This is a genomic window from Acinetobacter sp. BD54, assembly GCF_044778325.1.
GTDB classification, from domain to species: Bacteria; Pseudomonadota; Gammaproteobacteria; order Pseudomonadales; family Moraxellaceae; genus Acinetobacter; species Acinetobacter baumannii.
On the sequence record NZ_JANJEP010000003.1, the window covers coordinates 123,353 to 148,960 of the forward strand.

Genomic DNA, 25,608 nt, shown 5'->3' on the forward strand with positions numbered 1-25,608 from the left:
TCTAAAAAGATATCCACAATTTTGCTATTTTATTAAGCAACTTAGACTAATTAATTATTATAAAATCTTAAAAAATAAACTGACTTTTTTAGACAAAACGCATAATATTTTTCAAGTAATAAAAATTTAAATACCAATTGTCACGTACCCTCTCATTTAGAAAAAAGCCGTGAATAATCTGACTCAACTATTCAATCGTTTTAAAGCGAATTCAATTTTAATTTATTGCCTGCAAATTTTAATTGTACTCACAGGTACAACTTTAGGTTTACTTTGGTTAGGACATAACGAGCTGATCGTTCCTGTGACTTTAGGTGCAATTGCTGCTGCACTTACCGATTTTGATGATCGCTTAAGTCTTCGTTTACGCAATCTGCTTTATGTCTGCCTACTCTTTTTTACTGTCAGCACTATTCTTGGTTTTTTAGCACCTTATAAATTTTTATTTATTTTATATCTTTCAATTTCCAGTGCTTGTTTCATTTTATTGGGAGCTTTAGGGCAACGCTACGCTACCATTTCTTTTGGTACGATTTTACTCTCAATTTATAGTATGTTTGGTTTAGGAGAATATGCACACTGGTACCAACAGCCTACTTATTTTGTCTATGGTGCGTTGTGGTACGGCCTAACTTCTATTGTATTTTTTATTCTTAAACCAACACTTCCTTTACAAGATAAACTTTCACAAATTTTTGAAGAAATTTCAGCCTTACTTCAAGCTAAAGCACGGTTGTTTGACCCAGATAATAAAGAAAATGTTGAACAGCTTTTATTTGAATTATCACTACAAAATACACAAGTTGCGCAAAGCCTTAACCAAATACGCAGCTCTCTGCTGACTCGCCTTAAGGCATCACGAGTCAGTAATAAAAGTATTTACTGGTTAAACCTATACTTTTTTGCGCGAGATATACACGAGCAGGCAACTTCTAATTATTTACACTACGAGCATATCCAACAAAATTTTAGCCGTAGTGATCTCATTTTTCGTTTTCAGAAAAACCTACGCTTACAAGCTCAAGCTTGCCACGATTTAGCTCAATGCATTTTGCATAATCAACAATATCAGTCTTCTCAAGAAAGCCAAATTGGCCTAAACCATTTGGAAAGCTCTTTGAAAGACTGGATACAACAGCATCCACAAAATTTTGAAGTTAAAAATTTAAAGCTAATTTTTAATAATTTAAAAGGAATGCATGAACAATTTGAACAACTTCAATATGCTCAACCGTTTAATGAAACGCTAAGTCAAAACAAGCAAGAACATCTCAATTTACTAGATGATGATATTCAAGGATTTTCAGACCTTGTTTTAAAAATTCGGCAGCAACTGACGCCACAATCGGCCCTATTTAGACATGCAGTACGAATTGCGGTTGTGTTTGCCGCAGGTTATGCCATTTCCCTCCTACCTTTTGCCCAACATGGTTACTGGATTTTGCTCACCAGTTTATTTGTTTGCCAAATTACTTACTTTGCAACCAAAAGTCGTTTAAAGCTTAGAACGATTGGGACTTTACTCGGCGTTTTATTGGGTATTCCCATTTTATATTTTGTTCCTAGTATTGAAGGTCAACTCATTCTTACCATTATTTGTGGAGTTAGCTTTTTCTACTTACGCCAGAAAAAATATGCGCTGGCAACACTGATGGCAACCTTAATGGTATTGCTCATTTTCAATTTAAAAGGTGCAGGTTACAGCATTATTTTACCTCGCCTAATCGACACCTTATTAGGCTGCTTTATTGCTTGGCTTGCTGTTAATTTTATTTGGCCAGACTGGAACTTCCGTAATATTCCAAACAATATTAAGAAAAGTAGCCAAGCAACTTTCGATTACTTCAATGTGATTGTCGAGCAATATCAGCATGGGAAAAATCAAGACATTGAATATCGTAGAATTCGCCGTGCTGCACATAACGCGCAAATTGAACTGTCGAATATGATTTCAAGCTTAAGTGCCGAGCCCAACCCAAATCCAGAGCTGATTCATTATGCCTTTCGTTATTTGGTTTATAGCCACAGCCAGTTGAGTTATGTCGCCGCCTTAGGCAGCCAAAGACAAAAAATTGATGATCAACAGGTATTACAACTCTTACTGGATTGTCAGCAAATTCTTAAACAAAGTTTATTTGAACAAGCGTCGGTTTACTTTAGTTTTCTTGAACAGACTTTAAAGCAAATTCAAAGCTTAATAACTCACGAACATTTTTCAGAAAACTACACACTTGTCTTAAAACAGATGAGTTTATTATTAGAAACCTTGCCTGAACTCTTAAGCTTAAAGGGCAAACTTTTAGAGCATGAAATTAAATAGAATAAAAAATACCGGAATATAAATTCCGGTATTTTTTTAATGTAAGTCTTGTGCAACTCTTTCCTGCATTTCTCGTTTTAAAGCTAAACGTGGTTGAGTAAACCACAAGGCAATAAATGCAAAAGCAGATAAGACAAAAGCCCATAAATGAAATTGGGTGTAGAGGTAACGTACAAGCTCAATCATTGCAAAGAAGCTCGTCATCAATAGCATTGAAACAGCAGCAGCTACAGTTCCTTTTGACACTTCAGATGACATGAGCGCAAAACGGTACAACACTGAGAAGCTAATTCCTTCACCAAAACAAATGAGTGTCATACCTATTAATAAGCAAGGAATTAAATAGGCTTGCCAGACAACACCTAATATTAAAATTAGCGTACCAGTAAGCATAATCGGTAAGCCAATTAAGACAGTTTTACCTAAAGCTAAACGGTCAATAATTTTAATTAAAACAATGTTACCAACAATTAAACCTAAAAATACCGGGAACTGTGCTAAACCATATTGCACGCTCGTTAGCTTCAGTTCATCGACCAAAATAATTGGTGATAACGCGATCCAGAGCATAAGCGGCATACCTACAAGCGGTAAGGCCAACGTTAACCCAAGGAACTGCCGATTGCTAAATACCTTTTTAAAGTCATCAAAAAGATAACTAAAAGGCTGTTTGGTTACACTCACCTTATGACTAGGCATTTGTTTCTTTAAGCCAACCCAACTCAGCAGTGCAAGTAAAGCAATTGCCACGAAACCCCAGTGCCATGAAACATAATCAATTAAGAAAGCTCCAAGTACAGGCCCTAGCAAAGGCGCAAGCAATGAAATATTTGCCATGAGGGCCATGACTTTAATCGCATCACGTTCGGCAAAGTTTTCCTGAATTGCGGCATATCCCACTGCTGAAATTACGCTTAACCCAATACCTTGTAAAAAACGTAATGTCAGAAAGTGTTCAATTTGTCGCGTTAATAAAATTAAAAAACAGCACAAGGCAAAAAATAAAACACCAGACAAAAGTACTTTTTTACGGCCTAATCGATCTGATAAAGGTCCTAGTAACCATGCAACAGATGCACCACCTAATAAATAAAATGACATTGAAGACGGCGCCCAAGTTGCACTTACACCGAAATCTTCAGTAATTGCCAACATGGCTGGCTGAATCAGGTCATTACCAATATAAACCGCAAATTCAAATAGCACTAAAGCTAAAGGAAACATCAACGTTGTACGGTTCAACGCTGTCGTTTGAATATTTTTCATGAGTTTGTACACTTCAAAATAGCGGCCACTATGTCTCAGCAACTACATATTGAAATAAATAATGTAGTCATGACGATGACAGTATGGTCAGTCAATCTTTAGTTAAGTTGTTATATGCCGTGAGAGTGCATGTTTAGAATGTGAAACACCGTATTCACAAGGTGTCTAAAACGAGAAAAAATGTATGACGTGAGATTCGGTAATTTTTACCATCTGGCATAATTGCCGGATGACACAATATCACTTTTCAAATTGATCATCAATCGGACAATTCCAACAATTTTAAATTCTATATTTTAATGATGACGAACTCATTTTTATATTGTGAATAACCCTAAAGTTATCCACATATTCAATAGTAATTCAGCTTTAAGGACAAGGATTAACTTGAAAGTCTGCTGTTTCCTCGCCTTTTGTACATTGATAACTTTGTTTTTTATTCACGATTTTCCAAACAGTCTGATCTTTTTTTAATAAATACTCAGTACGTGTTTTCGAAACAGCATCTTCACTCGGCTCTGTCTGCAAAATAGTGACTTGAGCATTAGAAGGATCTTCTAAAGCATTCATTTGCTGTGAAATACTTAAATTACTGGCATTATTTAAAAGATTAGGTTGATCGAGCAAAACAGCTTGTATCGGACTGTTCGCTTGAGGTGTAGGTGGATTTGTATTTGGTGTACAAGCACTTAGAATCAACAAATTACACATCATGAGTAAACCAATCTTTTTCATACTCAACTCCACCACAACTTCACCTTGATGCTAAAGGCTACAAATAATTTTTTCCGTTCAACTTTGTAAAGTATTTGCCATTAAAATAAAGAAACCAATATAAGGTATCAAATCAAGATTAATGATTTTTAATCAATAATATTTTTCCAATTACTACATTTTTCTTTAAGAGTAAGTTCTCTAAAGTATCGCTCAAGTTTAAGAATTGAATTAGAGTAACTCCCATGAGTAATATTTTAGTCATTAATGGTGCCAAACAATTTGCCCACTCAAATGGTGAATTAAATGACACACTCACGACATTAGCGACGAATCACCTCACTGAACTCGGCCACGAAGTTCAAGTCACTCGTGCAGATAGCGACTACAATGCTGAAGCCGAAGTAGAAAAGTATTTATGGGCAGATGTCGTAATTTATCAAATGCCAGGCTGGTGGATGGGTGCACCGTGGACCGTAAAAAAATATATTGACGATGTATTTACGACAGGTCATGGTTCTCTTTATGCAAACGATGGTCGTAGCCGCTCTGATACCTCAAAAAAATATGGTTCAGGTGGTTTAATTCATGACAAAAAATATATGCTGTCGCTTACTTGGAATGCGCCAATGGAAGCATTTGACGATGCGGATCAGTTTTTCCATGGCGTGGGTGTAGATGGTGTTTATTTACCATTTCATAAAGCAAATCAGTTCTTAGGTATGAGTACCCTACCAACATTTATTGTAAATGATGTAATTAAAATGCCTGATGTAGATAGTTATGTGGAAGCATACAAAGCACATTTGAACACACTATTTGCAGCAGCCTAATCCGGAGAAAACCATGCTTACTATTATCGCGGAAATTCGTACTCAATCGGGTGGGCAGCACCGCCAAAACGTATTAAATGCATTTCAAAAAATCATTCCAACTGTTTTAGCAGAAGATGGTTGTCATGGTTATGAACCTTTGGTTGACCACATTTCAAATGCGAGCTTCCAAAACAAAGACCCTGACATTATTGTGATGTTAGAAAAATGGGAAAGTGTAGCTCATCTTGAAGCCCACTTAGCTACACCTCATATGCAAGCGCATCATGAAGCAGTCAAAGATGATGTAGTTGACGTCAAAATTAAAATTTTAGAAAGCGGCGTATAATTTAAGAAATAAAAAAGACGATATATTTATCGTCTTTTTTATACTTAAGAACAAAACTGCGTTTGGAAACCTTTAGAACCTTTTCCTCTTGCACATTGGTAGCTCTTTTGCTTATTTTGCAATTGCCACTTTTCATCAACCAATTTAAATAAATATTCCGTCCGAATTGCTGAGACAGAGTCATCCATTAAACCGGTTTGTATAACAGTAATACGAGAAACAGTTGGGGATTCTACTCGGTTAAATACCTGCTGAACTGAAGTATTGTTATGCTCTTTTACAATCTCGGGTTGCGTTTTAAGTACTTGTTGCATTGGGGTTTCTGAGCCCACAAAAGGAATTAATTTACTTGTGGTTGCACAACCCGTCATAAGTCCAGCACAAAGTGCAGAAATTAAAAATAATCGTTGCATTTTCATCACCAAAAAACAAAAGGCATAGCTTTATGATGCTATGCCTTTGCCGGTTACTCTGTAGAAACTATGTAGTTCTACAAAATAGATCTAATTTAAAGATCGAATAATTTACCCGGATTCATAATACCTTTCGGGTCAAATACTTTTTTCAAAGCTTTCATATATTCGATTTCTTCAGCTGAGCGTGAATATTCCAAATATGGCTTTTTCGTCATACCTACGCCATGCTCGGCAGAGATTGAACCATCGTATTTTTTAACGGTATCAAACACATATTTATTCACAACCTGACACTTCGCAAAGAATTCATCTTTGGTTAAGTTTTCAGGTTTTAAAATATTTAAGTGCAAGTTACCGTCGCCGATATGGCCGAACCAGCAAATTTCAAAGTCAGGATAGTTTTCTTGAACAATTGCATCAATCTCACGAATAAATGCAGGTACGTGAGTAATTAATACTGAAATATCGTTTTTATATGGAATAAACGGCGCAATTGATTCAGAAATATCTTCGCGTAAACGCCACAAGCTCTCTACTTGGTCAAGGCTCTGGCTCATTACACCATCAAGTACCCATCCTTGTTCCATACAGTGTTCGAAAATCTCCATTGCTTTGTCGATAATCGGTTCGTATGGCGCTTCAAACTCAAGCAATACATAGAATGGACATTGAGTTTCAAAGGGACGTTGAACATGACCACGGTCGAGTACTTTTTGCATTGCAAGCTCACCAAAGAACTCAAATGCAGTTAAGTCGATATCTTTTTGGAAAGCATGTAACACAGGCATTACTGCATCAAAATCAGGAACACCTAAAACTAAAACTTGTAGGTTTTGTGGTTGACGCTCAAGTTTAATTTCTGCTTCAGTCACTAAGCCTAATGTACCTTCACCACCAATAAACAAATGCTGTAATGCATATCCAGTTGCATTTTTAATCATGCCTTTGTTTAAACGTAAAATATCGCCCTTACCCGTCACTACAGTTAAACCGAGTACCCAGTTACGCGTCATACCATATTTAATGACTTTAATACCACCAGCGTTGGTACCGATATTTCCGCCAATCTGACTAGAACCCGCTGATGCAAAGTCAACCGGATAATACATACCCTGCTCTTCTGCATAATTTTGCAATTGCTCAGTCACAACACCAGCTTGTACACGAACCATACGGTCTGCCGGGAAGAACTCAAGAATCTGGTTCATTTTGTCCATGCTAATGACAATTTCACCATTGGTTGCTACAGCACCAGCAGAGAGTCCAGTACGACCACCTGACGGTGTAATTGCGATATTAAACTGGTTTGCAAGCTTCACAACTTCCTGAACTTGTTCAGTCGTTGATGGAAAAACGATGACCGATGGGTTCGGATTAAAATGCTTGGTATGATCTTTACCCCAGTTTTCGAGACTATCAGCATCGGTTTTAATACGGTTTTCACCGACGATTGCTGTTAATTGGGTGAGTAACTCAGGTGTTAAAGCGACTGGAGCATTCATCGTTTGCAGACCTAGCAAGAAGTAAACTGTGGTGGGACTATGACCTCATATTTCTCTAGGTTTTCACCTGAGCAAAGCCATAATGTTCAAGGAACTCCTATATTCTACATGTAACAGCACAAGCGATAAAGTTCAGAATAGAGATACTGTCACTACAAAACATGTTTAACACCAATAAAACACTTTTTATAAGGCCTTAAAGGAAAATTTGGGCCTAAACGTAGATCAAGCATATTTTGTAATGCTCGACAAGCCATAAATGGAAGTGATTAGACATAGATAAAATTGCCATAAGGCGATGGTATAAACGAAATATCTATAGCGCTGCCCAGTATGTTATTATACCGCCACCAAATTTGGCCTTTGTAGCGGAGCCGTAATGAGCCAACATCTTTCACTACCTAAAGATAAAATCCGTTTCCTTTTGTTAGAAGGCGTTCACCAAAACGCAGTCGATACTTTAAACGCTGCGGGTTATACCAACATTGACTATCGCAAAACTGCTCTTGAAGGCGAAGCGCTTAAAGAAGCAATTAAAGATGCTCACTTTATTGGTATTCGTTCGCGTACCCAATTGACTGAAGAAGTTTTCGAAGCTGCAAATAAATTGATCGCAGTAGGCTGTTTCTGTATCGGAACAAACCAAGTAGATCTTAAAGCAGCGATGGCACGTGGTATTCCTGTATTTAACGCACCGTATTCTAATACGCGTTCGGTTGCAGAACTCGTACTTGCTGAAACTATTCTTCTTCTTCGCCGTGTTCCTGAAAAGTCAGCGGCTTGTCATCGTGGTGGTTGGGACAAATCTGCTGTGGGTTCTTTTGAAACTCGTGGCAAAACTTTAGGTATTGTGGGTTACGGTTCCATCGGTTCTCAACTTTCAGTTCTTGCTGAAAGTATGGGTATGCATGTCATTTATTATGATGCAGTCACTAAATTACCAATGGGTAATGCTCGCCAAGTTGGTTCTTTAGATGAACTTTTAGCAACTGCTGATGTTGTGACTTTGCATGTACCGGATGTTCCGTCTACACGTAACTTCTTCACTAAAGAACAATTTGCAAAAATGAAAGAAGGCGCAATCTTCTTAAATGCTGCACGTGGTACATGTGTAGTAATCGAAGATTTAGCTGATGCAATCAAATCTGGTCACCTTGCAGGTGCGGCAGTTGACGTATTCCCGAAAGAACCAAAAGCAAATGGTGAAGAATTCCAGTCTCCACTTCGTGGTTTAGACAACGTGATCTTGACTCCTCACGTTGGTGGTTCAACAATGGAAGCTCAAGCAAATATCGGTTTAGAAGTAGCAGAGAAATTTGTTGCTTACTCTGATAAGGGTATGACACTTTCTGCCGTAAACTTCCCAGAAATCGCGTTGCCATTGACAGCGGGTCAACACCGTTTACTACACATCCACAAAAACGTACCGGGTGTATTGTCTAAAATCAACAACTTGTTTGCTGAACAAGGCATCAACATTTCTGGTCAGTCACTTATGACTAAAGGCGACATCGGTTACCTTGTAATGGACGTAGATGCTTCTGCCTCTCAAGAAGCTTTAGATATGTTGCATGAAGTTGAGGGCACAATTCGCGTACGCGTATTGTTCTAATACAGACTGTAACTTTAAAAGCCACAGCATTGTCTGTGGCTTTTTTATAGGTATTTACATTATCATGTGAAAAGTATACCAATTGATCAAATAATAAAATGTCCAGTCCAAGCCAGAAATCCCAGCTTCATGCTTTGGGCTTTCTTATTCTTGCCATGTTAAGTGTCCAAAGTAGCGCATCCTTAGCTAAAGTCCTGTTTCAGAACTTTCCTGTACTGACTGTTTCTGCAATGCGTTTATGTATTGGGGCATTTATTTTGGCTTTCATTTTTCAGATCTGGAAAATTAATTTTAGTCAGGTCCGATGGAAAGCTATTTTGAGCTATGGCTTTGCTCTTGCTGGCATGAATGCCCTTTTCTATTTATCGCTTGAACGTTTACCCATTGGTATTGCGGTTGCATTTGAATTTATTGGTCCACTTAGTGTGGCCCTTTACCATGCTAAACAAAAATATGATTTTGTCTGGGTCACTTTCGCAATTATTGGTCTCATTTTATTATTTCCTTTTAACCAAGCACATAGTTTGGACTGGATCGGAGTCCTATTTGCGATGAGTGCGGGTGCTTGTTGGGCCCTATATATTATTGCAGGGCAAAAGCCTTCTGGTATCTCAGGTAACCATACCGTTTGTTTGGGCATGACTGTAGGTGCTTGTATACTTTTACCCATTACTTTTTTCTCAGGCTCGATTGGGCAAGTTATAGAACTACCATACCTTTTTTATTTTATTGGTCTCGCCGTTTTAGCCAGTGCACTTCCATTCTCTTTAGAAATGTTAGCTCTACGCAATTTAACACCTTTAAGTTTTGGAACATTGATGAGCCTAGAGCCAGCTGTTGCTGCACTTTCCGGTTTTATCTTCTTAGGTGAATACCTGTTATGGAATCAATGGTTGGCGCTCACCACCATTATTGCTGCTTCTGTGGGTTGTACCATAACCACCCAAAGAGCCCGACAACAACGTGAAAAAACAGTAAGTTAATTCTGCAAAACCTGCGAGTTGAAACCCAGTATTGGCTATAATTAATCCCTCTTATTTTTTAAATATCAAATGAAGCGTTAAGGTACTTCCATGCAAAATCTTCCAATTATTGCTGTGCTCTATATGATTTTGTCGATGGTTTCGTATCAAATCAGCGCTTCATTTGCCAAGCAACTTATCGCAGCTTTAGATCCGCTTACCGTTACTATTTTAAGACTATGTTTTGCAGCAGTTATTGTTGCCGTTATGTTCCGTTCTTGGAAAATCTGGTCTCGTTTACCTTATTTAAAATGGCGTGATTTATTAATGTATTGCGCATCTTTAGGGTTAATGAATATCTTATTTTATACCTCTCTTGGAAAATTACCCCAAGGGATTGCAGTAGGTCTAGAATTTATTGGTCCATTAGGCCTAGCCCTAGTTTCTATCAAACAAAAGAGCGAATATATCTGGGTAGCTTTTGCCATGCTGGGTATTGCACTCATGGTACCTTGGCAAGATCCAACTCAACACCACTTTTCTTACGTAGGTGCAGCCTGTGCTTTAGGCGCAGGTCTTTGTTGGGCATTCTATATTTATTTTGGTCAAAAAGTTGTAACTCAAAATATAGGAATGCATGCCTTAACCATAGGGATTACCGTATCTGCCCTCGCCTTATTACCAATTGGTATTTGGTATAATGGCCCAGCATTACTTGATACACAGTACTGGGGTAAAGCCTTACTTATTGCAGTTTTAGCGACTGCTATTCCCTATGCACTCGACCTAATGGCACTCAAACAACTTAATAAATTAACTTATGGCACCCTAACAAGTTTAGCGCCAGCATTGGCAGCATTAACAGGTTTCTTATTACTTCACGAAGAAATCAGCATGCTGCAATGGGTGGCTTTAGCTTGCGTAATGCTAGCGTCAATTGGGGTTACTTTAAGAAGTAAAACAGCATCATAGGTGTAGCTTATTGCTGTTTTTTATACTTTTTATATTCCTTTAAATATTTATTGCCTAGCGTTTCTTTTTCACTGTCTTTAAGAATTTTACCGGCTTGCTGAAAAAACTTATGCTCTTCTTCTTTTAAGTGGTGATGGACTTTTTCGCTTAACTGTTTAGCGGTTGCCAACCAACTTGGGCTACTCATATCCGTTTTTTCGAGTTGCTCGACCAATTCATCCATTTCATGATGTTCAGATAAAGCATGTCTCGTAATATCCAAACCGACATCATCAAACATTAAAGGGATATATAAATAACGGTCTTCGGCAACTGAGTGAGCATAAAGTTCGTTTTTTAATGCATCAAATAATTCTTTTCGTTCTTCGGTTAAACCATGTGTCTGGATTAATTGTTCAGAAAGGTTGCGTTGATTTTCGTGGCTTTCTCTTAATGCTTCGAAAATATTCATTCTCTTCCTCATTTTTAGTTAAAAAATCTTTTTTATTTCAAGGTTTATCGTACGGCAAAATTTATATTATTTAAGTAGCTTAAAATGAGACTATTTTTTACACAGTTTTCTTTCTAGTAAGTTTCTGTAATGATTTTTATATTTATAGCTTTAAATGATACACACAAGTATGAACCACTCCTCAGGAACAGTTCATACTTTTATCTTATTTAACCTGTAACAAACATTTGATATCCCAAACGGCAAATCAGGATACTCACCAAAATTAAAAAGATAATACGTACAAAACCACTACCGTATTTAAGCGCGGTACGCACCCCAACAATAGAACCTAGCACGTTAGCCGCTGCCATCATTAAACCAATATGTAAAATAGCGTGCCCAGTTGGAATGAGGAAACTCAGCGCAGCTAAGTTAGTCATAAAATTACCGATTTTTGACAACGCCGAAGCATGTAAAAAATCGACTTGTAAAAAACGAATGAAGAAAAAGATAAAGAAACTACCAGTACCCGGCCCGAAAATACCGTCATAAAAGCCAATCGCCAGACTACCGATACCAGCTAAAACGAGCATTTTCGTGGTAATTTTTTGCTCGGTATGAACCTGTCCGAAGTTCTTTTTAACTAGGGTATAAATCGCAATCACAATCAACATCACGAAAACGAAAGGACGCAATACCGATTGAGGGATAAGCGACAAACAAGCCGCACCAGCGAAAGAACTAATCAAGGCACAAATGGCAATAACGGCTAAAAGCTTCCATTGCAACTTTACTTTTTTAGCAAATGTATAAGCTGCCGATGCCGTACCAAAAATGGATGAGACTTTATTGGTACCAATCACCGTAGCAGTCGACATGTTAGGAAAAGTGCTCATGATCCCGGGAATCTGGATGAGTCCGCCGCCACCAACAGCAGCATCAATTGCTCCCGCAGTAAACGCAAAAAAGATCAAACTAAGGATAACATCCCATTCCATGCCCATGTTTTATACTCTACATCTACTACAAATTTAAGATACGTTTAGGTACCAACCGTTTTTTATCGGTAATTTCAGCTAAACCTAGACAGCGTTCACCCGAAAAAACCAACACTTCTGCTTCTGCAGAATGATCAATATTGCTTTCTAGACCGTTACAAAAATATTTTTCCCGTCCTTCGGGAACCTGAATTTTTAAGAAATGGTCAATTGGAGCATATACGGGCAGTAGCAAAGCTTCTCTTTGCTCTTCCGTTAAGCTTTCCAAATATTCAATGGTATAACTTGGGATGAGTTCAAAATGTCCAGTTTGAATACGGTGAAGCATGGTTAAATGACCACCACAACCAAGCGCCTCACCAATATCTTCACCTAACACACGAATATATGTTCCTTTAGAACAAGTTACATCTAAAGTGATACTATTTTCAGTAAATTCAATGAGTTCTAGAGCATAAATCGTAACCGGGCGTGCCTCACGCTCAATCTCTATACCCTTTCTGGCCAGCTCATATAGTGGCTTACCTTCTTTTTTTAATGCCGAGTACATCGGTGGAACTTGTTGAATATCGCCCCTAAACTTTTCTAAAGTTCGCTCAATAAGCTCTTTGCTAAGAACCGGGATAGGACGTTCTTGTAAAATATCGCCTTCAACATCACCTGTTGTTGTAGTTTGGCCTAATCGAACAGTAGTTTGATAACGCTTTGTCGAGTCCAGCAAGTAATGTGAGAATTTAGTGGCTTCTCCTAAACAGATAGGAAGTAAACCGGTTGCTAATGGATCTAATGCACCAGTATGACCCGCCTTTTGGGCACGGTAAAGCCAACGCACTTTTTGCAAAGCAGCGTTAGAACTTAGCCCTAATGGTTTATTTAAAAGAAATACACCACTGATATGGCGACGAGAAATTTTTTGATTTTTTGTCGTCATTTTTACTGGAACACAAAGCTAGAGAAAAGTGCCGACATGTTAGCAAATTCAGCAAGATATTTTCATAATATTTAGGTGCCTTTTCACTTATTTTATGGCACATTAATGATCGAGTAAAAAAACAACAAATGAAAACTTAAGGAAGATATCTTTATGCAAAGGATGCAGAAAAAGATATGGTGGTGTGTGCTCGGATTTTTTATTTTGAGCCTCATCGCATGTGTGTATTGGCTAAGCCCAGACTCGGAAAATACTTCACCTCAGCCAAATCAGGATGAAGCTAAAAGTTTGGTAGCTACTTCGCAATCTACTTTAAATTCACCATTAAACGAAAATACTTATTTGAGTAAAAGTCAGCAAGATACTCAAGTTAACTGCCAATTAAAAATTGATAGTTCACAGCATTTAGTTGTGAATAGTCAAACCCGTGACTGCTTTGAATATTTTATTACGCAGTATGGCGAGAGCAATTTACAACAAGTTAAAACTCATTTTGAGAAATTTATACAAGATCAATATTTAGAGCCAGCCCGCTCACAGATTATTGATTTGTGGACGCGTTATTTAAAATACCGTGAGCAGCTTGCACAAATTCAACCGCCTCAATCTAAACAACAAGATCAAAATTATTTTCAAAAGATCTTCAGTTCAATTCAAGATATAAGAAAACGTTTCTTCTCTGCCTCTGAAATTGAAGGGTTATTCTCAACAGAAGACATTTATCAGAACTACACATTAGATCGCATGAAGATTTTAGAAGATTTATCTTTAAGTGAAATTGAAAAAGCTAAAAAACTTAAAGAGCGCTTTGAACAACTACCAGAAGACTGGCAAGAAAACCTACAAGAACTTTCAAAGCTTGATGATTTACACACACTGACCAAACAAATTAAAGCTCGCAATGGTTCAGCAGAGGAACTTCGGCAAATGCGTACAGCACTTGTTGGAGCCGAGGCAACTCAACGATTAGAAACTTTAGATATACAGCGTAATGCGTGGCAACAGCGAGTGACTGGCTACTTAAATCAACGTGATGAAGTCCTGCATAGCAATATGAGTGACAGCGCTAAAAAACAAGCTATTCAACAACTACGCCAACAACAATTTAGCTCATCGCAAGAACAGCTTCGTCTTAGAACTTTTGAAACAGTCCATGACCAAGGAGGTGAACTACCCTTTAACTACTAGGCTTTTCTATTTCAAAGTGAGCCAAACCTTATCCAGCAGTAGAAGCTGCTTCTCATACAAAATAAAAATAGTGAGTAAAAAATGAAAAGGAACTTAATATTTTTCTGTGCTGCAATACTCTCAGGACTGAGTGTTTCAGCAACCCATGCCACAAATGCAGAGCAAGTCAAAAGCTCATTCGTCTATTCAACTTATGCACAAACCAAATATCCATTGGTTTTTAACCATGGTATGGCGGGTTTTAACCGAGTTGGAACAGATACGCTTGGTCTGGACTACTGGTATCAGATTCTTCCTGATCTTGCGCGTAACGGAGGAAATGTCTGGGCAACAAGAGTTTCACCGTTTAACTCAACTGAAGTTCGTGGAGAACAACTTGCCCAACAAGTAGAAGAAATTATTGCCATCACCGGAAAGCCTAAAGTCAACTTGATCGGACATAGCCACGGGGGACCAACAATTCGCTATGTCGCTGGGATCATGCCTGAAAAAGTCGCTTCGCTTACTACTATTGGTGCACCTCACAAAGGATCGCCAATGGCAGATGTCATCCTGAATGTTGAGGGTACTCCTCTATCCGGGCTGGCAACATTAGTAAACTGGTTTTCCGCAGCAATTACTTGGGCAGGAGGTCTAGACCCAAATAGTTATCCGCATGACTCCCTAGCAGGTGCCCACAGTTTATCGACTCAAGGCTCTGCACAGTTTAATGCCCAGTTTCCAATGGGTGTTCCTACCACGTCTTGTGGTGAGGGTGCTTATCAGGAGAAAGGCATTTATATGTATTCATTCTCTGGTAATAAAGCGCTGACGAACCCATTAGATCCATTTGACATGGCATTGACAGGAAGTAGTCTAGTAGTTGACCCATTTGGGGATAATGATGGGCTTGTGTCTCGATGCAGTGCCAAATTTGGTAAAACTATTCGTGACGACTATAACTGGAATCATTTAGATGAAGTCAATCAGGTCATGGGAATACGTTCTATTTTTGCAGCAGACCCTGTCTCGGTTTACCGTCAACATGCTAACCGTTTAAAACTTCAAGGGTTATAAGCTTTAAAACAAAAAAATGCGCCAAAAGGCGCATTTTTTACTCGCTATAAGCTTACGCTTTACGAGCTGGTAATTTTTCACGAATACGTGCAGCTTTACCAGACAAGTCACGGAGGTAGTAAAGTTTAGCACGACGAACGTCACCACGACGTTTCACTTCGATTTTAGCAACAACTGGTGAGTGAGTTTGGAATACACGCTCAACACCAACACCGCTAGAAATTTTACGTACTGTGAACGCAGAGTTCAAACCACGGTTTTTCTTAGCGATTACGACACCTTCAAATGCCTGAAGACGTTCACGGTCACCTTCTTTTACTTTAACTTGAACAACTACTGTGTCACCAGGAGCAAATTCAGGAAGGTCAGTTTTTAACTGTGAATTTTCAATAGCTTGAACTAAAGGATGTTTACCACTCATTGTGGGAATCTCCAATATGTGCGGAGTCAGAAGAGGCCTGAGTTTCCGCTGGGGATAGAGGCTAAAGCGCATATCAACCCGTTTAACTTTCCCTTTACGACAACCGTAAAGAGCCTTAAGTACACATAAATCTATAAAAAATAGACTTATGCTTTAATTCGAAGCAAAGCTTCTCATCTTTTGCTCAGAAAAACACAGGGAATATGCTTACCCTTGTTCATCTGACAGCCATTTTTTTTGCTGCTTAGTCAACGTAACCTGTTCAATCAACTCAGGTCGACGCTCTAAAGTTCGTTGATAACGCTGCAAAAAACGCCATTTCTCAATATTGGCATGATGTCCCGACTTTAAAATTTCAGGAACATCTAACCCTTCAAACTGGTCTGGCTTAGTGTATTGCGGACAATCCAAAAGACCATCTACAAAAGAATCCTGTATCGCTGATTGCTCATCTGACATTACATTCGGCAAACGGCGAATAATACTATCAAGCAACACCATGGCAGGTAGTTCACCACCAGATAAGACATAATCTCCAATTGACCATTCCTGATCAACATAATGCTGGATCAAACGCTCATCGACGCCTTCATAACGCCCACACAATACAATTAAGCCATCATAATCGACAAACTGCTGTACTGCCTGTTCATTTAAAGTTTTGCCTTGTGGAGACATATACACCACAGGTACATGAACACATCCTGCTTGCGAAGCAAGTTGTTTGGCATGGTTAATTGCTTTTGCCAAAGGCTCCGCCATCATCACCATACCAGGACCACCACCAAATGGACGTTCATCCACTCTTCGGTAATTCCCTTCAGCAAAATCACGTGGATTAATACAAGTGACTTGTACTATGTCACGTTTTGCTGCACGCCCGCTAATCCCGTAGGCTGTAATCGCTTCAAACATTTCAGGAAAAAGCGTAATGACTGCAAAAAACACCGCAGACTCCTCTATTTTCCTGCTGCGTTAATCCTATAAAAAGGATTAATAATCTACGCCCCAATTGACGTAAATGCGACCAGCTTCAAGATCAACGCGTTGCACCACATCTTTATGCCACGGGATCATGCGTTCTTCTGAATCAATGCTGTCTGGTGTAGCGCGTACAACCATCACATCATTGGCTCCAGTTTCAAACAACTCATGAATTTGCCCCAAGTTCACTTCCTGTTCGTCGTCATCAAGACCTAACACTGTTAAGCCTTTCAAATCTGACCAGTAGTACTCATCTACATCTGCTTTCGGCAGTTGAGATTTAGCAATCCAGATATTAGCGCCAACCAAGCTTTCTGCTCCTGTGCGATCACTCACACCTTTTAGAGCAACAACCAGGCCTTTGCCATGTGGTTTCCAACGTTTTACATCAACGATTTGCCACCCGGCCTTGGTCTCGATGTACCAAGGCAAGTAGTCAAACATATTGCTCATGGGTTCTGTATTGGAATACACCCAGAGCCACCCATTTAATCCATAAGCTGAACGTAACTGTCCAATCTGAATACGATCTTCGGGAACATTCTGTGTTGGTGTCATGGGCTACCTACTACAATAATTATGCAGTAGCTTTTTTAGCTTGAGCAGCCAAAGAAGCAACACGTTCAGAAGGTTGAGCACCTTGAGAAACCCAGTGAGCAAAACGGTCTGCGTCTAAACGAAGTTTTTCTGCTTGACCTTGTGCAGTTGGGTTAAAGAAACCGATACGCTCGATGAAACGACCATCACGTGCATTGCGGCTATCAGTCACAACGATTTGATAGAATGGACGTTTTTTTGCGCCGCCACGTGCTAAACGAATAACAACCATGATAAAAGCCTTATAATTCTTACGGATTATCCCTGCGCCGACCATCGGCAACACTTCAAACCCCTTTCATAGAGGGCGACATTCTACGTGATTTTCACCCTGAAAGAAAGATTAAATTTTGAGTTATCCGCAGTTTTGAATTTAAATTACTCTGTCCAACTTGATGAAGCAGATAGTGCACAAACTGTGGCACCTTTTGCCCAAAATTTTTGCCCTTGGTCATTTAAACAAATAATTCCATCACCTGCTTGTGAGCTAGTAGAAATAGGTGTTGCAGTAAGTACCCAAGTTGAATCATTCAGAGTTGCAAAAGCTAACTTATATAGAGCCTGACCTTGTATAGGACTCACATTAGAACCATAAATCGACTGTATGGTCGCATTCGACGGATAACGATTGTGAACTACTTTTTCTGATTCTAATGTTTGGGCAATATTCATCATTTCGGATTGAACAGCTGTACGATGCCCTTTACGTAAATATTGCAAATATGAAGGTGTCGCTATAGCTGCTAAAATTGCAATTATCGCTACTACAATCATGATTTCTATTAAAGTAAAACCATTCTTCATTGCCAATTCTCACTATTTGTTTCACATACATTGCAAGTGACTGTTCCACCACAGTCATTATCAACAGCCGTAGCTGTTAAACTTTGACAACGCAAACCTGAATTCTTAGCAATAAAATTAAAGTTTCTTGAATCTGTAGTTGTCGCTTTAATGACCCATGTTTGCCCATTTGCAGCAGCATTCGTCAATAAATTTCCTGTCGTCGTATCATCAGTAATCTGAATCGTATATCCCCCGCGAGGTAGGGTTATAGAGGTTGTGGTAAACCCCCTATAAGTAAAATTTCTTGATTTATGCTGTTCCAATTGTTCAGCTAATTTCAAAATTTCACTTTTAGCCGCAGATGCAGTAGCTCTACGGCTATAACTTTGATATGAAGGGATAGCAATTGAAGCAAAAATAGCAACGATAACAATCACGACCATAAGCTCAATCAAGGTAACCCCTTGATTGAACCGTAGAATAGAGTACTTATTCATAAGCTGTTCCTTCTAGCGATAGCGCTCATACCAGCGCACAGGAAGTAAATGACTTGTACATTGCCACTCACCTGTTCCGTTCTCGTTTCCAGACAGCTGTAATTTCCCACAACTATTAGTCACAGGAGGTTCATCTCTTTTTGGAACAAATGTGATATTACGAATACCTGCACCAATGACATTTGTATTACATTCAGAGACTCCAGCTGGACAGTTACTACCAGTTTTTGTTTGAAACCCGCTCGGGTTTTCTTTATTTGAATTAATGGTTCCATCCGGATTAAGACAAGCACCAAATGGTAAACAATAAGTTTGTCGGTCTGTTTCTCCCACAACACGAGGTAGACAAGGATCTGCCGCAACAATTCCCGTTCCTTGAGGGTCATAAACTGGAATAATTAAATTACCCGTAATTGCCATTGGTTCCTCAAAAGCTTTGAGTCCTCCTTTAATACGAAAACTATTATTAGCTTTTTCTGTACCATCGCTCGTACTAGAAAGCGAGCGATACCAACCACCTTTACCTACTCCTGTAGTGGGGAAGAAAATTTGAGCTACTCTTGTTTCACCTGTTCTTAGAATTTGTGGATTTTTTCTTAAGCCTGTCCGTGTAATATCTTTTGTTTCAAGCTGATTATCAGTTAAAGACATTAAGTTCTTTTTAACAAAGTCTTTATCAATAATTCCATATACATTATTTACAGGACGTCCACTTAATGCACTTGCAGGCGTCATACCTTCACGACCTGTGAGTGGGTAAACGTCTAAAGGTGTACTACGGTCTCCTGATGCAATACCTACTGTAATAAAAGTGTGAATTCCATAATCGTGGATCGTTACTGTTGGAGGCTCATAAAAACGAGGAGCATTCCCACCTGTATAATCATTTGTGCCATCATAAGTTGAATCATTTGTTGCTAAATTCGCTAAACGCACAACTCTGACACCAAAACTGCTATAGGTCGAATTGGTTTTTGTCTGATTATTATTAAGGTCCACGCGAAAAATTTGTCCGCCTAAATCTCCAAAATATAGATGGTCGACTAAGCCATCAGCATCACGGTCTAAAGTACTAATACGGCTAACAATACTATGCTTCATATTGGCGTTATCAGTATTAGAACCTGTATCACTTGTCCACCACAAACGCTGACCAGTTTTTGCGTCAATAATATAGACAGCATTTCCTTTTGCTTTTCCATTGGTAAAGCAAGCGTCAGTCAACGTAATATTTGGTTTTTCATAACACTGATCATAACCACCGCCAACAATCAGGACGCGTCTAATAGAACCGTTATAACGGATGTTCGCGAGTACGGGTTTAGACCAGCTTTGACCCATACGGCTATAGTCAGTCTGGTCTGCCCCTATTCTAAAAAGCAGTTTCGGTGAAGTAGGGCTTAATACATCTAGTCCGTAGTAGCTACTTCCTCCCATACGCATGCCGCCATAAATATTCATTTGCTTTGCAGTTACTTTTGATACTGCCGAGCTACCACTTCCCACTGTAGTAATATTATAGGCTGGATCAGATACCCAAGCTCCGTCCATACCATGAGCGGGAGCTGAAGCATCACTTTGACCAACAACTAAAGCTTTGGAAGCAACTGAATCATTTAAAATATCTGCAGGAACAAAGACCATTTGCTCAATACCAGATGAAGCATCCACAATATGTAATCCGCCTTCCATAGTTCCATAGAGGATGGATTGTTCTCGGGCAGATGTTAAATTCCCATTATCATCTAGTGTTCCATTGTAGGTTAGTTGAACCGGTAAAGAGTGAATACTTCCCCCCATCGATAAATAAGGTTCATTCGATGTAACCAAAGATGAAGGCAGAGTTGTTGCATTAATATCTGTTGAATAACCTAAATAATTTAATATTTTTAATTTCAAGCTTATAGGAAAAGCTTTTAAAATATTTTGTCCAGTTGATGGATCAAATTTACCTAAAACATAACTTGCTGTATTAGCCACCGTATCAAAAGGATTAGTTCCTTCTGGTGGAGCAGCTGGAATTTTTAGCAAATTAGTTCCAGAAGTTGAAATTTTCGTTAAGCTACCATCTGCTGCAACGGCGGAAACATCAGTAAATAAGTTGCGGATTTTACTTTGTACTGCGTAATAATATTTTGTGATATTTCCTTCTGCATCACGTGTTTCAGGTTGTCCAGCAATGGGTAAAGGCACATTCGCATATGAACCACCTAAAAAGACTTTGCCTCCGTCAGTATAAGTAGAGCTATTCCAATAATCCTTTGTTCCAGTCCTAAAAGCCCCACTTGCATTGTAGACTAATCCGCCAGAATTGGCCTCAAAAGCACCTGCATTCGCTCCAGATAAAACAACATGATATTTCTTTAAATTTCCACGCCATGTTAAGTACGTGTTAGCTGGATTTGGCTCAAAAGCTCGTAAATAACCATATTCCTGTAAATTTTTGGGATTCAATGCATCATATGGAACTGAGATAGCACCTGTGGTTAAGGGTTCTAAAGGAACTTTATCTAAATTATTAATAAATGCGATAACGCTGTCTGTTACGCCTTGTGAACTCTGAGTAGGGAAAAAACCACCATTCCCATAACCTGGTGCAGCTACCGCATTTGTAGATTGATTCGGTGAACACGCATCATCTCCTTTTCGGTCAGACTGGGTTCTCGAACTTAAACGGCAGGCATTTTTTACATCAGAAGAACTCAAACTAGAAAAGTCACTACCAAAACCGACAAATGCTGTTTGAATAGAAACTCCGGCAGGGTTCTTTGTTTTATCAAATAATCTTTTTGCAAACTCCCCCATACAAGCCCAACCAGAGTCTGCCGTAGTGTTAGATAAACCTCCAGAACAATTAAAATCAGCTCCAAAAGTACTACCTAAAGCAGTCGACATGACACTTGCCGAACGTGTATTTGTTGTATTGTTCGGTTCGCCATCCGATAAGAAGTAAATACCTTGCCCATCACAACTCTGGCGATTCGCTACTGCAGGTAAAGGTGACTGATACACTGCATTGGAGTTAGTAGCATTTCGGTCTACAACAATATTCGGATTGCTAGCTGTATCGTTTGATTTAGATTTTGGAATACCGCTATCTGCATTTGCTACAGCATAATTAAAAGTGGTGTAGTAATAAGTATAGTAATAAGTCCAGTCAGATGAAGTATCATAAGCAGTAGCATTATCCACACCTGGATTATTTGTTGACCAGCTACTCCAATAACTATTTGAACGACAAGGTTGCCATAGGTTGGCTGTATCAATTTGCGAATCACGGTAATTAGTACAATATGAATATTCAGTTCTATTATCAGATCTTCTTACACGTTTGATATAACTATCTTTACGAATAGCATAATTCGTCTCTGAATATGTGGTTGTCCCCATTAAGTAAGCAGCTGCTTCAGCATAAGCGTGGGCTGAAGGTGTTGAGCCTCCCGCAGTTAAATTAGCAACAGCTTGTTTTAATTTATAACGTTGTGAGCCTACCGTATTTAAAGTACTTGCATCACCTAAAGGAGCAGCAGCCACTAAAATTTGTCCACTTCGGCTGTCACCATTTGCCGAGAAATTTCCTAAACCTACTCGCGTATCATTTAAGACAGGGTTATTGCTAGCCAAAAAAGCATTCATACCATTTTTAAGCATGGCTAAGCGGTTTTCACCATAACTATTGTTGGTCATACTTCCTGATGTATCCAACATCATCACAATTGTTTTTTTACCTGCTGTAGGTGAGGCATAAATTTGTAAATCACTTGCTTGCACCACAGAGCTTGTCATTAGCCATGTGAATATCATTGAGCTTGAATAGACGGCATACCACAAATTATTTGGCTTAAAATTCTTCAATTTTAGTTTCATGATATTCCCCATTATGAACCTGGTGCCGTGATTTCAGTCAGCTTATTGGTATAGTTAAATTCTTGAACTTGAGTACTAAAAGGTACGTTATGGTTTGCCAAACAATCAGCTAGAGTTTGCTTATCCGTTAATGCACTATCAAAGTTGTCACTAATTTTTGCGGAACTCGTACTTAAGCAATCAGATTGCAGAGTTTCTAAAGAAGTTGAGGCATAAGCAGGTAAAAACGCTGTTGTAATAACCCGAATGCGTTGCGTAGATAGCATGCTTTTAGGAAGTTGGGTTCCTTCGGAAAGATTTATGTCGCGAGGTAGATTTGAACCCGGAATATCAGCCATGGCATCGGTTGGGATACTGACAGCAACTTGAGTAACTACCGCTTGACGATTACTCCCATAGTCACTTGTTAAATCGCAGAAACCTGCTACTCCACCGTCTTCAACCACAGCATTATTGGCGCTGCCAGCCCGAAGCAAACTTGCTCCCCGAGTTTGAGCAAAACTTACAGATGTAGAGGTTGGTTTATAGCAAAAGTTATATTCCGCACCGGGGTTACTTTCATGTGCTTTAAGTGCTGCACCAATCACATTGGTAATATTTGTCAATGTGGTTGGGTTCATCTGTACAATAAGCTCTAACGGAGTATCTGAAGATTGAAAGTTTAATTGGCCAACTTGGCTATTAGTTGCAACTTTTAGAGAAACAATCGCTACTCTTATTGCCAAAACCCCGACAGAAATAACAATCAATAAAATAATAAGTACAACAATAAGTGTGGCACCCGTTTCCTTAGATCGACCTTTAATATTTTTATAATTTAAATGGGTCATATTGTTTCCCCCATTGCATTGCGTAAAGCAATTGTCACGCTATATACGCGTCGCAAAAAGCGAGTTCTGTTATCGGCAGCATGCACATTCTGATCTAGCATAAGAAAAGACTGATTAGGGTCTATTGCCTTATTTTGAGCATTATTTGTAGAACGGGCTAATACCGATATTTGTATTGACAGAATTCTTGGAGCAGCCACAGCTGGACTCGCATCTCGAGCAGCTTGTGCAGCCACCCGATACTGAGGAATTGTGTAATAAGCAAAATTACCAGCTGCGTTTTTCGCACCTAATAAGACATGAAAATGGTCAATACGAGGCAGTATAATTTGCCCTGCATCTCCTAATCCATTAACGATATCAGGTTGAGCTGTAGCACTAACCGCAGGGGTATTCGCATCACATGCAAGTGCATAATCCTGTTGAGAGCTACCATTATTATCAACACGTAAAAAATACCGTTGAACTATTAGGTCCCCCGCTAACACATTCACACCTTCACAATTAGTCATATTGGTCGGGGCAATGAATTGAATAGTCAGTTGATCGCTTTGTACTTCAGCATTTGAACTATTCTGTATATTTGAAAGACCTCTCCAGTGGTTATTCACTGTACTTACCGTATCACCTGCACCACGGCTTAATAACGCTTCCGGAATATAAGTATTTGTATCAACTTTTGGAATAAAATTAATATTGTTGGCATTTGTTGCTGTTGAACCTGTTAATACAATACCTCCCCAAGGCGTTGTATCTGTTAATTGTGGATTTACAACATTTCCATAATTTAGAAGCCGTATATCACGTGCCATATATTCCAAACCAAAAATACCGCTGTCCTGGATTTCAGCATTGGCCTTTTGCAATCGGCTCGATAAAAGCCCTCCAATAAATAGCTGTGTTGCAGCAGCCACTAATATTAGGCCTAAAGCTAAGGCGACTATAAGTTCAATCAAGGTAAAACCTTGTTCTTTATTAGAAATAAATGATTGAGCCATTTAATATGCCTCCATCATTAAGCAAGTTGAATTATTCACGTAAACACCGTTATTACTCATACAACTTGAAACATCCACACTAGTATTTGTTCCATTTGTAGTAATCACTGGCGCAGTTTTACCCCAAAAGACAAATAGGCACTGGCGTTGTTGCACCATTGTATTTGTAACGCCAGGACAATTTGACATCGTAATTCTCATACCCAGTTGATTAGCATTTCTAGCTGCTTGATAGGCATCAAATTGAGCAAGTTGGGAGGCAGTACATAGAGAGTTAAAACATGACGTGGGTGCAGGAGTATCAGATGTATAGTTGCTATAACTACGCACAAATGTAGGATACTGGCTAGCTTGAGTACTATTTGTACGGATATTTTCTGCTAATCCCCTCATCACTAGAATGGCTTGAGATTTACTTAATGCTTCTGAAGAGGCATCCATAGCTCTTAGTTGCAAGGCAACATAACCTAAAACTCCAATAGCAAGTAAAATTAAGGCAACCAAAACTTCGAGTAAGCCCACCCCAGCTTGGGCTTTTTGCTTATAGTGATGCATTAACAAGTCTCCTCGGCCTTAAAAACTAAAGTGCCAAGCTTGGTCAAAATAATGACTTTCTTTTTATTTATTCTAGAATTACAAATAGATAAAAGCGTATCTTGAGTTATATTTGCCACTACTCCATTTGCATTAAAAGCTAAAGTGGTAGTCGTTAAAGAACTTTGAGTACCATCAGCGGCTATATTTTTTAGCTCAAGAGTATTATTAGAAGCTGTCTTCCAATTTAATGAAGTGGGTGTATTTGAAGCTGTTGAGTTCAAGTTAACAGAAACATTCTGACGACCTAAAATTGCCTGACTTTTCGCTTCTGATAAAGTGTTGATTAAGTCTCTTTGATTAGCATCTAAACGTTTACTTTCTAATAAATTTGACATTGATGGCGCAGCCATCAGTGCAATAATAGCCATGACCGCAATCGTCACCATTAGCTCGACCAAGGTGAACCCTTCTTGTGGAATAATTCCCCTCATCCCCAGAACCCCAAATAAAACTAAAATTTTTTATTTCTTATTTAAATTTTACTTTTACAAATTACAAAA

Annotated in this window: 26 protein-coding genes; 8 read left to right on the forward strand and 18 right to left on the reverse strand. The window is 38.9% G+C overall.

Annotated features, from left to right (window positions below; all coding sequences use genetic code 11):
• Window positions 1-169 precede the first annotated feature (169 nt).
• Window positions 170-2,320 (forward strand): YccS family putative transporter, encoded by a 2,151-nt coding sequence (gene yccS, locus NQ782_RS05810; RefSeq protein ID WP_267581181.1) that lies wholly within the window; start codon window positions 170-172, stop codon window positions 2,318-2,320.
• Window positions 2,321-2,356: 36 nt separating this feature from the next.
• Here yccS and NQ782_RS05815 read toward each other — a convergent pair whose 3' ends face one another.
• On the reverse strand, window positions 2,357-3,586 hold the full coding sequence (locus NQ782_RS05815; RefSeq protein WP_000790118.1) for an MFS transporter: 1,230 nt from the start codon (window positions 3,584-3,586) through the stop codon (window positions 2,357-2,359).
• 369 nt (window positions 3,587-3,955) lie between these two features.
• On the reverse strand, window positions 3,956-4,321 hold the full coding sequence (locus NQ782_RS05820; protein ID WP_000719498.1) for a hypothetical protein: 366 nt from the start codon (window positions 4,319-4,321) through the stop codon (window positions 3,956-3,958).
• Between the two features lie 224 nt (window positions 4,322-4,545).
• Here NQ782_RS05820 and NQ782_RS05825 point away from each other — a divergent pair, with 224 nt between their 5' ends.
• Both NQ782_RS05825 and NQ782_RS05830 read left to right on the forward strand, forming a co-directional pair.
• A complete protein-coding gene (locus tag NQ782_RS05825) occupies window positions 4,546-5,133 on the forward strand; it encodes an NAD(P)H-dependent oxidoreductase (RefSeq protein ID WP_000065463.1) in 588 nt (195 codons plus the stop codon).
• Between the two features lie 13 nt (window positions 5,134-5,146).
• A complete protein-coding gene (locus NQ782_RS05830) occupies window positions 5,147-5,461 on the forward strand; it encodes a putative quinol monooxygenase (protein ID WP_000955560.1) in 315 nt (104 codons plus the stop codon).
• 44 nt (window positions 5,462-5,505) lie between these two features.
• On the opposite strand, the gene NQ782_RS05835 is transcribed toward NQ782_RS05830, so the two are convergent.
• Window positions 5,506-5,874: a hypothetical protein gene (locus NQ782_RS05835; protein WP_002068914.1), complete on the reverse strand. Its 369-nt coding sequence runs from the start codon at window positions 5,872-5,874 to the stop codon at window positions 5,506-5,508.
• Window positions 5,875-5,969: 95 nt separating this feature from the next.
• On the reverse strand, window positions 5,970-7,379 hold the full coding sequence (locus tag NQ782_RS05840) for an FAD-binding oxidoreductase (protein ID WP_000993504.1): 1,410 nt from the start codon (window positions 7,377-7,379) through the stop codon (window positions 5,970-5,972).
• 379 nt (window positions 7,380-7,758) lie between these two features.
• On the opposite strand from NQ782_RS05840, the gene serA reads away from it, so the two are divergent.
• The 3 genes from serA to NQ782_RS05855 all read left to right on the forward strand — a co-directional run bounded on the left by serA (window position 7,759) and on the right by NQ782_RS05855 (window position 10,925).
• A complete protein-coding gene (gene serA, locus NQ782_RS05845; protein WP_000077814.1) occupies window positions 7,759-8,991 on the forward strand; it encodes a phosphoglycerate dehydrogenase in 1,233 nt (410 codons plus the stop codon).
• A 98-nt stretch (window positions 8,992-9,089) separates the two neighbouring features.
• Window positions 9,090-9,974, forward strand: a complete 885-nt coding sequence (locus NQ782_RS05850; protein ID WP_057093873.1) for a DMT family transporter — start codon at window positions 9,090-9,092, stop codon at window positions 9,972-9,974.
• A 90-nt stretch (window positions 9,975-10,064) separates the two neighbouring features.
• Window positions 10,065-10,925: a DMT family transporter gene (locus NQ782_RS05855; protein ID WP_001180515.1), complete on the forward strand. Its 861-nt coding sequence runs from the start codon at window positions 10,065-10,067 to the stop codon at window positions 10,923-10,925.
• 7 nt (window positions 10,926-10,932) lie between these two features.
• Here NQ782_RS05855 and NQ782_RS05860 read toward each other — a convergent pair whose 3' ends face one another.
• The 3 genes from NQ782_RS05860 to truB form a co-directional block, all read right to left on the reverse strand.
• Window positions 10,933-11,376, reverse strand: a complete 444-nt coding sequence (locus NQ782_RS05860) for a hemerythrin domain-containing protein (RefSeq protein WP_001019905.1) — start codon at window positions 11,374-11,376, stop codon at window positions 10,933-10,935.
• Window positions 11,377-11,585: 209 nt separating this feature from the next.
• Window positions 11,586-12,362, reverse strand: a complete 777-nt coding sequence (locus NQ782_RS05865) for a TSUP family transporter (protein WP_000525222.1) — start codon at window positions 12,360-12,362, stop codon at window positions 11,586-11,588.
• 19 nt (window positions 12,363-12,381) lie between these two features.
• Window positions 12,382-13,287, reverse strand: coding sequence for a tRNA pseudouridine(55) synthase TruB (truB, locus tag NQ782_RS05870; protein ID WP_057093623.1), 906 nt, complete (start codon window positions 13,285-13,287; stop codon window positions 12,382-12,384).
• Between the two features lie 153 nt (window positions 13,288-13,440).
• Between truB and NQ782_RS05875 the strand changes: the two genes are divergently transcribed.
• Complete coding sequence (locus NQ782_RS05875; RefSeq protein ID WP_057093625.1) at window positions 13,441-14,475, forward strand: lipase secretion chaperone; 1,035 nt, start codon at window positions 13,441-13,443, stop codon at window positions 14,473-14,475.
• A 114-nt stretch (window positions 14,476-14,589) separates the two neighbouring features.
• Window positions 14,590-15,531, forward strand: a complete 942-nt coding sequence (locus NQ782_RS05880) for a triacylglycerol lipase (protein WP_085943440.1) — start codon at window positions 14,590-14,592, stop codon at window positions 15,529-15,531.
• Between the two features lie 52 nt (window positions 15,532-15,583).
• Here NQ782_RS05880 and rplS read toward each other — a convergent pair whose 3' ends face one another.
• The 11 genes from rplS to NQ782_RS05935 all read right to left on the reverse strand — a co-directional run bounded on the left by rplS (window position 15,584) and on the right by NQ782_RS05935 (window position 25,539).
• Complete coding sequence (rplS, locus tag NQ782_RS05885; RefSeq protein WP_000014562.1) at window positions 15,584-15,952, reverse strand: 50S ribosomal protein L19; 369 nt, start codon at window positions 15,950-15,952, stop codon at window positions 15,584-15,586.
• A 207-nt stretch (window positions 15,953-16,159) separates the two neighbouring features.
• Window positions 16,160-16,900: a tRNA (guanosine(37)-N1)-methyltransferase TrmD gene (gene trmD, locus NQ782_RS05890; protein WP_000464598.1), complete on the reverse strand. Its 741-nt coding sequence runs from the start codon at window positions 16,898-16,900 to the stop codon at window positions 16,160-16,162.
• Between the two features lie 45 nt (window positions 16,901-16,945).
• Window positions 16,946-17,494 carry a ribosome maturation factor RimM gene (rimM, locus tag NQ782_RS05895; RefSeq protein ID WP_000189236.1) on the reverse strand — a complete coding sequence of 183 codons (549 nt, stop codon included), beginning with the start codon at window positions 17,492-17,494 and terminating at the stop codon, window positions 16,946-16,948.
• Window positions 17,495-17,513: 19 nt separating this feature from the next.
• Window positions 17,514-17,765: a 30S ribosomal protein S16 gene (rpsP, locus tag NQ782_RS05900; protein WP_000260334.1), complete on the reverse strand. Its 252-nt coding sequence runs from the start codon at window positions 17,763-17,765 to the stop codon at window positions 17,514-17,516.
• Window positions 17,766-17,911: 146 nt separating this feature from the next.
• Window positions 17,912-18,337: a type IV pilin protein gene (locus NQ782_RS05905; protein ID WP_000788342.1), complete on the reverse strand. Its 426-nt coding sequence runs from the start codon at window positions 18,335-18,337 to the stop codon at window positions 17,912-17,914.
• Window positions 18,334-18,816, reverse strand: coding sequence for a type IV pilin protein (locus NQ782_RS05910; RefSeq protein ID WP_001046417.1), 483 nt, complete (start codon window positions 18,814-18,816; stop codon window positions 18,334-18,336). Before NQ782_RS05910 ends, NQ782_RS05905 begins: the two co-directional genes overlap by 4 nt.
• A 12-nt stretch (window positions 18,817-18,828) precedes the next feature.
• Window positions 18,829-22,683 (reverse strand): PilC/PilY family type IV pilus protein, encoded by a 3,855-nt coding sequence (locus NQ782_RS05915; RefSeq protein WP_000768965.1) that lies wholly within the window; start codon window positions 22,681-22,683, stop codon window positions 18,829-18,831.
• 11 nt (window positions 22,684-22,694) lie between these two features.
• Complete coding sequence (locus NQ782_RS05920; RefSeq protein ID WP_000149374.1) at window positions 22,695-23,513, reverse strand: PilX N-terminal domain-containing pilus assembly protein; 819 nt, start codon at window positions 23,511-23,513, stop codon at window positions 22,695-22,697.
• The gene (locus NQ782_RS05925; RefSeq protein ID WP_057093627.1) at window positions 23,510-24,511 is read right to left on the reverse strand and encodes a PilW family protein; all 1,002 of its coding nucleotides are present in this window, start codon (window positions 24,509-24,511) and stop codon (window positions 23,510-23,512) included. The genes NQ782_RS05920 and NQ782_RS05925 overlap by 4 nt, the downstream gene beginning before the upstream one ends.
• Complete coding sequence (gene pilV / locus NQ782_RS05930; protein WP_002194578.1) at window positions 24,512-25,072, reverse strand: type IV pilus modification protein PilV; 561 nt, start codon at window positions 25,070-25,072, stop codon at window positions 24,512-24,514. It abuts the gene before it with no gap.
• Window positions 25,066-25,539, reverse strand: coding sequence for a Tfp pilus assembly protein FimT/FimU (locus NQ782_RS05935; protein WP_001214059.1), 474 nt, complete (start codon window positions 25,537-25,539; stop codon window positions 25,066-25,068). Before NQ782_RS05935 ends, pilV begins: the two co-directional genes overlap by 7 nt.
• Between the last annotated feature and the right edge of the window lie 69 nt (window positions 25,540-25,608).